The sequence below is a fragment of the Planotetraspora sp. A-T 1434 genome, assembly GCF_025420585.1.
Classification (GTDB): Bacteria; Actinomycetota; Actinomycetes; order Streptosporangiales; family Streptosporangiaceae; genus JAOEGB01.
In genome coordinates, this window is record NZ_JAOEGB010000046.1 from 1 (window position 1) to 11,196 (window position 11,196).

At 71.0% G+C, this 11,196-nt stretch carries 10 protein-coding genes; 1 reads left to right on the forward strand and 9 read right to left on the reverse strand.

Annotated elements, in window-relative coordinates:
• Positions 1–68 precede the first annotated feature (68 nt).
• The 5 genes from N5079_RS34085 to N5079_RS34105 are packed head-to-tail and all read right to left on the reverse strand — an operon-like array spanning position 69 to position 5,960.
• Positions 69–1,175 (reverse strand): aminoacyl--tRNA ligase-related protein, encoded by a 1,107-nt coding sequence (locus N5079_RS34085; RefSeq protein ID WP_261588346.1) that lies wholly within the window; start codon positions 1,173–1,175, stop codon positions 69–71.
• A complete protein-coding gene (locus N5079_RS34090) occupies positions 1,172–2,692 on the reverse strand; it encodes a condensation domain-containing protein (protein WP_261588347.1) in 1,521 nt (506 codons plus the stop codon). The genes N5079_RS34085 and N5079_RS34090 overlap by 4 nt, the downstream gene beginning before the upstream one ends.
• A gap of 34 nt (positions 2,693–2,726) precedes the next feature.
• On the reverse strand, positions 2,727–4,079 hold the full coding sequence (locus tag N5079_RS34095) for an MATE family efflux transporter (RefSeq protein ID WP_261588348.1): 1,353 nt from the start codon (positions 4,077–4,079) through the stop codon (positions 2,727–2,729).
• Positions 4,080–4,081: 2 nt separating this feature from the next.
• The gene (locus N5079_RS34100; RefSeq protein ID WP_261588349.1) at positions 4,082–4,969 is read right to left on the reverse strand and encodes a hypothetical protein; all 888 of its coding nucleotides are present in this window, start codon (positions 4,967–4,969) and stop codon (positions 4,082–4,084) included.
• Between the two features lie 58 nt (positions 4,970–5,027).
• Positions 5,028–5,960 carry a 3-oxoacyl-[acyl-carrier-protein] synthase III C-terminal domain-containing protein gene (locus N5079_RS34105; RefSeq protein ID WP_261588350.1) on the reverse strand — a complete coding sequence of 311 codons (933 nt, stop codon included), beginning with the start codon at positions 5,958–5,960 and terminating at the stop codon, positions 5,028–5,030.
• 295 nt (positions 5,961–6,255) lie between these two features.
• Here N5079_RS34105 and N5079_RS34110 point away from each other — a divergent pair, with 295 nt between their 5' ends.
• A complete protein-coding gene (locus N5079_RS34110) occupies positions 6,256–6,528 on the forward strand; it encodes a phosphopantetheine-binding protein (RefSeq protein ID WP_261588351.1) in 273 nt (90 codons plus the stop codon).
• A 78-nt stretch (positions 6,529–6,606) separates the two neighbouring features.
• Here the strand turns inward: N5079_RS34110 and N5079_RS34115 are convergent, their stop codons facing one another.
• From N5079_RS34115 to N5079_RS34130, 4 genes are read right to left on the reverse strand one after another with little or no spacing between them, the layout of a single operon-like run.
• Complete coding sequence (locus N5079_RS34115) at positions 6,607–7,518, reverse strand: hypothetical protein (protein WP_261588352.1); 912 nt, start codon at positions 7,516–7,518, stop codon at positions 6,607–6,609.
• Positions 7,515–8,786: a hypothetical protein gene (locus N5079_RS34120; protein ID WP_261588353.1), complete on the reverse strand. Its 1,272-nt coding sequence runs from the start codon at positions 8,784–8,786 to the stop codon at positions 7,515–7,517. Before N5079_RS34120 ends, N5079_RS34115 begins: the two co-directional genes overlap by 4 nt.
• Complete coding sequence (locus N5079_RS34125; protein ID WP_261588354.1) at positions 8,783–9,808, reverse strand: Gfo/Idh/MocA family protein; 1,026 nt, start codon at positions 9,806–9,808, stop codon at positions 8,783–8,785. Before N5079_RS34125 ends, N5079_RS34120 begins: the two co-directional genes overlap by 4 nt.
• Positions 9,805–11,169, reverse strand: a complete 1,365-nt coding sequence (locus N5079_RS34130) for an aspartate aminotransferase family protein (RefSeq protein ID WP_261588355.1) — start codon at positions 11,167–11,169, stop codon at positions 9,805–9,807. Before N5079_RS34130 ends, N5079_RS34125 begins: the two co-directional genes overlap by 4 nt.
• Positions 11,170–11,196 lie beyond the last annotated feature (27 nt).

Here is an 11,196-nt window from a genome sequence, read left to right on the forward strand (position 1 = left end):
GGGGACGCCACGTCTCTGAGCTTCGCGGGAAACTGCGCATGATCACGGCGATGATGTGGTCGGGAGGTTCAGGGGCAGACTTCAAGGAGCGGCTTCGGCCACCGCCGCCGGTCGGCGCCGAAGACCTCCAGGGTCAGCTCCACCCAGCGGTCGACGCCGAAGGCGACACATCCCGAATGGACGGCGCCCGCGTCCGCGGCCTGAATGTCGAACTGCCGGCACAGTGCGTCGCGGACGTTGTTGAACGACGCGATGGCCGACTCGGCCCCGCCCGGCCGGAACGCGACCAGCTCGTACTTCGCCTGGGCCAGCAGTTGGTGCTGGCGCATGGCGGAGTCCTCCACGTAGTAGAACGGGTCGGTGGCGGTCTCGACCCGCCCGTACAGGCCGAGCTCACAGTAGAGCTGCCACACCTGCTCCAGCAGCGTGCCGCGCAGCGACTCGACCTCGTCAGGGGGGCCGAAGAAGACGATCTCCCGCATCGTGAACGACGGCAGCCGGAAGTCGTTCAGCCGCCAGGTGGCCTCGTGCCGGAAGCAGTCGCCTTCGACGGTCACGACGGTGAGCCCGCCATCGGAGCGGGTGCCGGAGAACTCGTCGTAGATGTGGAAGCACAGCGCCGGGTTGAGCATGTACCGGCTGGGCCTGCGCACCTCGTCCAGGGTGGCGCTGCCGTCCCGAAGCCCGGCCAGCAGCGGCCGATGGTGGGGAAGTTCGTCCACCAGGTAGGCGTTCTGCGGAAACAGCTTCACGTACTGGCAGCGTTCCATCACCCGGAGGTCGATCAGCGCGGGGCAGCGTCGTTCCTCGGCCCCGGCGGCATGGGCGAGGTTCAGGAAGATCGTGTCGAAGGCCCGGTGGAGCACCGGTCGCGCGGCGGCCGCCCCGTCGCGGGGAGGCGGTCCAGCCGGCTGCCGATCCGGCCGCCGCTCGCGAACGACCAACGGATCTCTCACCCGCGCCGCCATCGTCTCCCGGGTCAGCTCCGCCACGATCCGGCTGATCTCCTCGTCGGCCAGACGACCGTCGTGCGACAGCGCGAGCGCGGGCGGCGTGCCGGGTGAGGCGAGAACCTCGAGCGTCCTGATCCCTTCCACGCTGTAAGTGAGCCGGTCGGCGATGGCCCGCACCTGCGCCGGCGAGAGCTGTCCGGGCAGTTCGAGGTGGACGGTCATGACGGGACCTCCGCTTCCGCGTTGGCGGTGTCGTTGGGGGTGTCGTTGAGGGTGTCGTTGTTGGCGTCGTCGGTGGTGCCGTTGGTGGTGCCGTCGGTGCCGGACAGGCCGATGACGGGGGGCAGGGCCGACGGCCGGACATCGGCGATGACGCCGGTGGCGAGAGCCACCAGAAGCGCCTCCACCCGGCGGAGGAACTCCTCGGCGGCGGCCGGCGGGATGGTCCGGGTGTCCACCAGCAGGCTCAGCCTGATCAGCTCGGTGGACTCGGCCGTGTCGAAGGTGGTGAAGAAGAAGTCGACGTTGTCCCGGTCGTATCGGTCCACCCAATGGAACCGGGAGTCGGTGACGGCGGCGCGGACGGCGTCCGGATCCGCGGCGCCGTCCGCCTGCTGGAAGGCCGACCAGGTGTCGTTGAAGAAGCAGTTGAGGTCGAGCTCCACGCTCCGGGCCTTGGCAACCTCGTCGATGACCTCGTCGATGCGCTTGGGGTCGCATCGGCCGTACCGGTGGGCGCCGGTCGAGGCCGCCCAGGAGGCTCGCACCAGTGAGCCGAAGGAGTCCTGGTCGACCGGCAGCGTGATGAGGACCTCCTGCGTCGGCGTGCTCACGACGTATCGGGCCTCCGGCATCTCCCGGTTGTCCACGATCAGCCGCAGCGTGCAGCGGTCGAGGCCCGTGGAGCCGGCCAGGAGCGCGGCGACGGCCGCCAGCAGGACACTCGACGGCCCACTCCGGTAGCGAGGCGCCAGGACACGCAGCGCCAGCGGCACGGCACGGGAGATCCGCTCGCCACGCCAGAACCTGGGCGTCTGGCCGGCTCTCGTGCCGCGGTGGGGGAACATGCTCGGCGGGGCCACCGTGAGGTGGCGGCGCCAGTGTTCCACCGCCCGCTCGCAGAGCCGCTCACCCGCAGGCGACGCCTCCAGCGCCGCCTGGTCGACCGGTTGGCGGGCGGGCCGTGGAGGGGGCGCCGCCGTACCGGCGATCGCCGCTTCCACGAGCGCGGTCAGCTCCGCGACCAGCAGTCGCTGGGCGGCGTGGTCCGCCGCCAGATGCGACGTGCACACCACCACCGTGGACACGCCGCCTTCGACGTGGCGGACCAGGAAGCGGACCGGGATCTCCCGCGCGGTGTCGAACCCCTGGCGGCTCCACCGCGCGTGGAAGTCCTCGAACATCGCGTCGGGGACGTCGCCGCCGTCCGGCAGCACGTCGACGTCGACCTGTCCGGCCGCCAGTACGCGCTGCTCCGGCCGGCCGTCCGGGTCGGGGGCGAAAAGCGTCCGGAGCGACTCGTGGCGGCTAACCAGCTCGCCGATCTGCGCCGTGATCTGGGCGAGGGAGGCGCCGGCGGGCATCGGGACGCCCAGCGAGATGTCGAAGAACGCGACGTCCGGGAGCATCCACCGCATGTCGTTCCACACCTGCTCCTGAGCCCACGTCAGGGGCGCGGTGGCGGTGCGTTCGCCGCGGAAGGCGACGGTATGCCGGATCGCGGTGGACGGGTAGTCCATGCGTGCTCCTATCTGGGCGCGAAAGGGGACACGGTCATGTGGGCGTGGCAGCCTTCCGGGCACGGTGCCGGATCAGCAGGGCGATGTAGATGTCGATCAGCAACGCGATCGAGTTGAGCACCGCCACGGTCCAGTAGAGGCCCGTCGAGCTGTGCTCCGAACGGGCGAGCCAGCCGCCGAGGGCGGTGATGGTGGTGAAGTAGATGAGGTTGAGCGCGGTGGCCAGGACGCCCATGCCGGTCTGCTCGATGGCGGTCAGGGTCACCAGCGAGAGCCCCAGGAAGACATAAGTGGGCCCGACGATGGCGAGGAACCGGGCGGTCTCCGCCTGGATGCCGGGATCGGTCGTGCTCAGCGCGGCGAGCCAGTCGCGGCCCAGCCACATGGCGGCGACCAGCGGCAGGTACACCATCGCGCAGATCCGGAGGCCGGACAGGAACGTGTTGCCCAGCTCGGATTCCCGGCCGGCTCCCCGCTGCCGGTTCATCATGATCGCCGTCGCCGAGCCGAGCACGACGCCGGGCACCGTGACGAACGTCTGCAGGGTCAGCGCGTTCGCATACCCCGCCTGCACGATCGGCCCGAGCGGCCCCAGCATGGCCATCAGCACGAAGTTGCTGACCGAGAGGATGCCGTACGACAGGCCGACCGGCAGGCCCACCGAGGTGAGCCGGCGGAGGGCCTGGCGCACGTGCTTGCGGAGTTCGAGATCGGCGCCGGGCCACATACCGGCGCGGCGCATCAGGAACAGGCCGAGCGCGCCGCTGATCGCGCCGCCGAGCGCGAACGCGACGGGAATGGCGTTGGCGCCCAGGCCGCCGCCTACACCGAACACCGCCACGATGCCAAGCTCCAGCACCGCACCGGTCGTGCTCACCGCCGTGCCCGCCTTCGGATGGCCCGCGCCGCGCAGGCTCGCCGCGGTGAGGACCGGTATCGCCAGCGCCGGATGGCAGATCCCGGACCAGCGCACCAGCGCCATGAAGTCCTCGCGCGCTCCGGGCCCGACGTTCAGCACGTCCGCCAGGTACGGCGCGGCGACCCACAGCGCCACCGCCATGATCGTCGCCATCGCCGCCCACAGCACGGCCAGGCCCACGGCCTGCGTCCCGACCTCGTTCTTGCGGCCGGCGCCGAAGCTGATCGCCGCGCCGACCTGGCTGCTGGTGCCGTACGCGAACTGGATCGCGATGTAGACGAGTTCCAGCGGCCAGTAGAGCGAGCGGACGATCAGGGCGTGGTCTCCGACGGCCCGCCCGAGCATCGACACCATGATGATCGGGGCGACGACGCCGGCCAGCTCGCCGATCGTCATCGGGCCCGCCTGCCGGAGGATCTGGCGGGAGATGGGGGCTGCCGGCGGGAGGCTCTCCGTGGTCTCGGCCACCATCATGAGCCAGCCAGGACGGCCAGGGCGAGGAACTCGTACTCGGGGTCGTACTCCGCGAGCACCACCGGGCGCCCACCGTCGAGCAGCCGGGTCGCGTGCTCGGCCAGCGTCGCCCACGCGCCGGTGCAGCCCAGCCCGGGGCGGGCGCGGAGCACCTCTCCGGCTTCGGCGGGGTCCGGCAGCCCGGCCAGTCCCGCGCCGAGGACAAGTGAGTACGGCGCGGCGCTGGGAACCAGTTCCTTGACGGCCTCGGCGAGAGCGGCCGGCACGTGCGCCTCCACGATTCCGGTGGCTTGGCGCACCCGCATACCCGCCGGGTCCGCCGACCTGACCAGCGTCAGCGCCACCACGGAGTCCTGATCGACGACGGCCGACGGCGGCACGGGACCCACCGGACGCGTTCCGGCCTGATCCATGATCAACAGAAGGACGCGCTCGGTCGCGTCCCACCGCGCGTGCGCGCCGGCGAGCCTCAGCGCGGTGAACGGCGCGACGGTGCCCTCATCGGAGACCAGGTACGGCAGGGGCCTGTCGCCCAGCAGCCCGACCAGCTCGGAGGTGGCCGATCGGCGGGCGTCGTAGTCCGGCGTCGAGTAGGCGAGCATGAGCATGTCGGCGCCATCGGTGTCCGGCTGGATGACGGCGGCCCCGAGGTCGGCGTAGGTGTTGCGGTGATCGCCGGCCAGTTCGGTGAACGGGAGGCTCACGCCGTAGAGAGCCAGCATCTCCTCGTAGTGGCGTGTGACGGTCCGCCGGTCGTCCTCCGACGCCTCCCACTCTCCCGGCGGCAACAGGACGTGCCGGCAGGAGCCGAGGCGTAACGGCAGGGTGCCCGGGGCTCCGGGCGGCTCGGCCGGCGAGCCCTCCGGCGGCGGAGTTACGTGCACGGCGGTTTCTCCATTCGGTGCGTTCAGCGACGGAAATGCATCGCGGAGTTCGGTGCGTTCAGTGACGGAAAACCATCGCCGAGAACGTCCCGCTCAATCCGGCGGCCACCATCATGTAGAAGTCACCCGGACGAATCCTGCCATCGTCGATCGCCGTGCGGTAATTGATGAACGGATCGGCGCAGGAGCTGTGCCCGGCGACGGCGATGTTGTCGAGGACGACCCGTTTGACGGGATATCCGATCTGCACGCACAACCGGTGCCACGACATGGTGTTCACCCCGTGCGGCAGGATGAGGGCCACGTCGTCGAGGGTCAGCCCGGCGCGCTCCGCGGCCGTGGTGATGACCTCGGTCAGCGCCGCCGGATACGCCTCCTTGTAATTGCTGAACGAACCGGGAGTGCTTTTCCAGAATGAGGCGAATCGCCCATAGGTCTGGCTGGCGTACGACACCATCCGGTCACGCTCGCCGCTCCGGCCGACGAGGACCGCCGCCGCCCCCTCGCCCATGAACGTGATGTCGCTGATCACCTGCATCCGGTGGCTGAAGATCTTTTCGCCCGCGAGGATGAGCGCGAGAGCGTCCGGGTCGTCATCCGAGGCGAGGAGCTTGCCGGCGGCGTCGACCGCCTGCAGCCCGGTGGCGCAGCCGTGCGCGGCCAGGGCGAACGCCTGGGCGTGCTCCAGGCCCAGCAGCTCGCGGACCCGCTGGAGGGGATTCATCGGGTACGGCGCGACCTCCGCCACGCCGCGGGCGTAGATGAGGTAACGCACCCGATGTCGCACGCCGGGCAGCACGTCGAGCGCCGACGCGGCGGCGAGCAGCAGCTCGACCAGAGTGCCGTCGGGCACGTAACACACCTCGCGGAAGCCGTAGAACCGCCGGAACATCTTGACCTTTTCCGGAGGCAGCTCCATCCGTTCGGCGATCTCCTCGATGGACTTCCGGCCGGGCGGGAGGTAGCCGGCGACGGCATGCAGGACGGTCATGACCCACCATGGGCGGCGGAGGTCAGCATGGGCCACTCCTCGTCGGTCGTCCGTACGCTCGGCGTCGTTCCATGAGCCTGTTCGATAAGGCCTGTTCCATATGGTCTGCGCTTAATGGTCTGCACCCACCACAGGCAGCATGGCGAGTCCGCCCGAACCGGCCAAAGATCCACGCGACCGGTCGATGATTCGACCGCCCGGCTATGCCCGAAGGGCTATCCGGGATCGCCTTGATCCCCTGGAAGCGGGCCGCTTAGCGTGGCAGCCATTGAAAGAAGTCGGAAGGGAGCGAACCGTGGGCGACGGTGTCAGGGAAGGGGTCATCGCTTTGCTCCGGGAGTCTCTCCAGATCGAGCCGGGCGACGACGGTTCGCAGGACCTCAGCGAGCGGGGCATCACCTCGTTCCAGTCGGTGGTGCTGCTGATGGCCCTGGAGGAACGATTCGGCATCACGGTGCCGGACGACGTGCTGATGCTCGAGAACTTCCTCACAGTTGACCGGATCGTCACGCTCGTCGAATCGTTGCGTGACGCGCCCGGGCTGGAGTCGCCTCGCGCGCACGGCTGAGCGCGCCGGTTCGCCGGCGTCGGGCAGGCCCTATCGCGCGACGCCCACAAGCGCGCCTTGCTGTGCCCTCATATGCGTTTATGCACGGTGCGACGTCCCTACAGGACTTCCGTCCAGCAACGCGGCCGAAACCCGGTCGCGGGTCGAACGGTAGTCCGCGTCGAGCTGGTCCAACGCCGGTCCGGTGGCGTGCGGGCCGAGGAACCGCGGCCGGAGCGTCTCGCGAGCGGGCGCCCGCGTTCCTCCGTCGTCCAGGTCGAGGCGCGGCCGGGTCGCCGCCGGTACGGCCAGCGGCTCGCCGGCCATCATGAGGAGTCGCACGAACGCCCGCGGCGGATCGTCCGGTGTGGCCGACTTCAGCAGGGGATTGAGCCAGCTCTCGGCCGCGTTGAGGCGCCACAGCAGCCGCGCGAGCTCGCTGGGATCTTTATTGAGCTCTTCGCTGAGATCGCCCTCGTCGAGGGCGCGGCCGTGGTCGAGCCGTGCGGCGCGCCAGGCGGCCCGGGTCGTGAACGTGGCGGTGACCGGCCCCGCGCAGGCGCGCGCCGCCAGCACGATCGGCAGCAGCGCGCGGGGCTCCAGTGACTCGCAGCTGAGCAGTGTGAGCACGGGGAGCGCCGGATCGGCTTCCCGGGCCGGGACCAGCCGGAGGGCGCCGGCCGGCGGGACGGCGTCCATGTCCAAGTCGGAACACCAGGGACAGGCGAGCAGCCGGACCGCGACGCCCGGGTCGGGGCCACCGAACGTCGTCGGCGCGGGCACCGGTGGCGTCGGCAGGAACGCCGCCGACGCCTCCCTCCACGCGAGCAACTCCACCATGCGCCGCGTGACGCCCACCGCATGGGCGGCCCTTAACGATTCCGCGACCGGCTCCCCGCCGCCGCCCGGAGGGCCGCTCCGAGGGGTGTCCGGCGTGGTGCTCTTCGTGGGCGTGCTCTCTGTGGGCGTGCTCTCTGTGGTCGTGCTCTTCGTGGCGTTCGCGTGGCTCATTCGACCCGCTCCAGTGGGTCGCGGGCTCCGGCCGCCACCGCCGCGACGCCGACCTCGGTCAGCGCCCGCAGGCCGGCGTCGCCCAGCCCGGTCAGGTCGCTCTCGCGCATGCCGCTCCGGATCCAGGTCGCCAGGGCCCGGCGGACAAAGCCGGTCCGGCTCGCCTCGCCCGTGCTCGTGCCGCCCGTGCTCGTGCCGCCCGTGCTCGCGCCGCCCGTGCTCGCGCCGCCTGTGTTCGTGTGGCCCGTGTTCGTGGTGCTCGTGCTCGTGGTGCCCGTGCTCGAATTGGACGGGTCGTACTCCGGCAGCCCACGGGCTACGGCGGCCGCGTCGGCGCCGAGCAGGTAGCCCGCCGCCCACACCTCTAGCGCCGGCCATACCCCGGCCGCCGGCGGGTCGTGGGCCGTACGGCGGTGCCGGTCGAAGCCGTCGGCGATCCGGTCGGGGTCGGCGCCGACCAGATGACACCAGTCGTGCCAGTACCAGCCGAAGGTGTGCTCAACGGGCTCGCCCCGTTGGGGGCTGAGCAGCCGCAGCAGGCACCGTGAGCCGGTCAGCTCGACCGTGAAGGCACGTGGCCCACGCAGGGAAGCCCGTTCCGCCAGTGCGAGTTCGAGTTCGGGCGCCGACGTCCAGTGGCTCCACGGCACCGGCCGGTCGCCTTGGAACAGCGTCGCGTGGAACCGGCCCGGGTGCCCGGCCAGCGTTCCGCTCTCGGTGTGGTCGACCAGATGCGGGACCGTGGCGAGCACCGGACGGCCGAAGCGCCGCAGGAAGGTCAGCACCAGCCAGTCGTCGTCGCGGACCTCATCGGGGAACTCGGCGAGGAACGCGGCGAGTTGACGGGCCTGTGCCGCCGGCAGCACCAGTCCGAGCGTGGGCGTCCACTCGCGGGCCGAGAGCGGAGCCAGGGGCGCTCCAAGGACGGTCGCCAGCCGGACCAGATAGGAGTTCTGCCCTGTGTGCCAACTGGTGTAGAGCGTCAGTGCCCGGTCCGGGCGTCGAGCCAGCACATCGAGCAGTTGCGCGGCGAACTCGTCGGCCAGCCGTACATCATCCTGTAGCACCAGGTGGTGGGTGGCGTCCTCGCCCACGGCCGCCCACGCGGCCTTGGCCGTGCGCAGCGGACTGGGGAAATCGCCGGGCCTCGGGTCGATCACCACACGCGGGGCCAGGCGGGCACAGGACGACAGTAGGTCGCCGAGCAGCGCGGCCCGAGCCGGATGGTGCATGACCACCGTGCTGAGCCGTACCGGCGTGGCGGTCACCGCATCCTCAGCGGCCGGCCCGCGTCGGCCGCCGAAGTGTAGGCGGCCTCGATGATCTGGGCGGTCGACAGAATCTGATCAAGGGGCTCCGGCCACCGGTCGGGCTGTTCCACGTGCCGGACGAAGTCGGTGAAGAGCTCCGGGAACCACTCCTCGTGCGTGCCGCTGGCCGTGGGCGAGCGCAAGGTCCCCCTCTCGGCGCCGGCGGCGGTCTCCACGACGAAGGTGTCGTCGTCGATGAGCACGGAACCGTTGCCGCCGACGACCGAGTAGCGGTTGCGCCGCTCGTCGCAGGCCCAGCTCAGCTCGATCTCACAGGTGCCGCCGGCGAAGTCGAGCCGGGCGGAGACGGACTCCTCGACGCTCCGGCCGTCGTCGTCGGCCGGGCCTGGCACGGTGGTGCAGGCCACCTGCTCCGGCCGGCCGCCGAGAAGCCGGGTGGCCATGTAGACGCAGTGGGTGCCGTGGTCGAGCAGGATGCCGCCGCCGGCCACGCCGGGGTCGCGCCGCCAGTCGGGCTGCCAGCCGGGCGTCCCGACGGCGTGGGTGGTGCGCCTGATCTCGAAGCGAGCCTTGAGCGGCCGGTCGAGCCAGCTGTCGGCGGCCTGGGTGAGCACCTTCATCATCGGCGAGTAGACGTAGTTGTAAATGGGATAGAGCAGCCGTCCGGTGCGGCGTGAGCGGTCCACCATTCGCTCGGTCTCGCGGACGTCCAGGCCCACCGGCTTCTCGCACAGCACGTGGCAGCCGGCCGACATCGCCTGTTCCGCGAGGGGCGCGTGGAAGGCCGGCGGTGCGCAGATGTCCACCACATCGACCGCGCCAAGTGAACCCGATGCGTCGCCGTCGAGTGCGTCGGCGAGGGTGGGCAGCGTACGCAACCGCGGGTCCAGCGCGGAGGCCTGGGCACGACGCCCGGCCGACGGGTCGACGACGGCCACCACCTCGGCCTGCGGCACCTGCCGGTAGGCGGACAGGCGGGCCGCTCCGGCCACTCCGAACCCGACGATGGCGACTCTCACAACCGGCCGCCGGCGGTCTGCTCCGCACCGGCCGCTGGGCCGGGCAGCCCGGCGAGGGTCCGCCGGATGATGTCGACGGCCTCGTGGGCCTGGGTCTCGTCGATGTTCAGCGGTGGATACAGGCGCAGCGCGTTGCCGCCGGTCATCACCAGCACGCCGGCTTCCAGCAGCGCCATGAACGCCTGCCGGACCACCGCCGTGGAGACCGGTCGCCGGCTCTCCTTGTCCTCGACGAGCTCGATCCCGATCGCGAGGCCGGCGCCGCGCACGTCACCCACCAGGGGGGCCTCCTCGGCCAGCGGCGCGAGCGCGGCGAGCATGTCCTTGCCAAGCCGTTCGGCCCGCTCCACGAGGCCGTCGCGCTCGATCACCGAGACCGTCGTCTCGACGGCTCGGCAGGCCATCGGGAAGGCGCCGAAGCTGGAGGAGCTGGCACTGGGGTCGCTGAAGGGGGCCGAGTCCATGGTCTCGGCGGAGGCGATGACCCCGGTCACCGGGTAGCCCGCGCCCATTCCCTTGCCGACCGTGACGATGTCCGGCTCGACCCCCTCATGCTGAAACGCGAACGGCGCGCCGGTGCGGCCGAAGCCCGTCATCATCTCGTCCACGATGAGCAGCGCGTCGAACTCGTCGGCCACCGAGGCCAGAGCGGTCAGGTATCCGGGCGGCGGCACGACGTTGCCCGACCGGCCCTGCACCGGTTCGACGACGATCGCGGCGAGCGCCCCGGTGGACTGCTGCTTGACGACCTCTCTCGCGTGGTCCACGCAGGCGAAACCGCAACCGGGATAGCGGAGCTTGAACGGACACCGGTAGCAGTTGGCGTACGGCGCGCTCATGAACCCGCCCGGCAGCGGCCCCAGGTCCTTCCGCGCTCCGGCGGTCATGGCCAGGCTGCCCAGGGTCTTGCCGTGGAAGCCGCCCCAGAACGACAGCACCTCGTACTTGCCGGTGACGGATTTCGCCAGGCGCAGCGCGGCCTCGACCGCCTCGGCGCCGCCGCTGTAGAGCTGGATCCGGTCCAGGCCGTCCGGCAGGAAGTCGCGCAGCACCCGGGTCATGTCGAGGCGGGCCTGAGATCCGAAGGCGCCCGCGGTCCAGGTCCGCAACTGGGCGGTCATCGCGGCGACGATGGTCGGTTCGGCGTGCCCGATGGAGTTGACCCCACCGGCGCCCTGCAGGTCCAGCACCTCGTTGCCGTCGAGGTCGGACAGGACCGCGCCGTGGGCTTCCGCCACGACGAACCGAGACCAGAGCATGACCGCCTGTAAGCCGGGGCCGATGACCTCCTGCTCTTCGGCCCAGTGACGATGCGTCTCCTGCGGCGGGCCGGACAGACCCCACCGGGGACTCCGCGCCATTACACGCTCCATTCGGTAATCGTCACT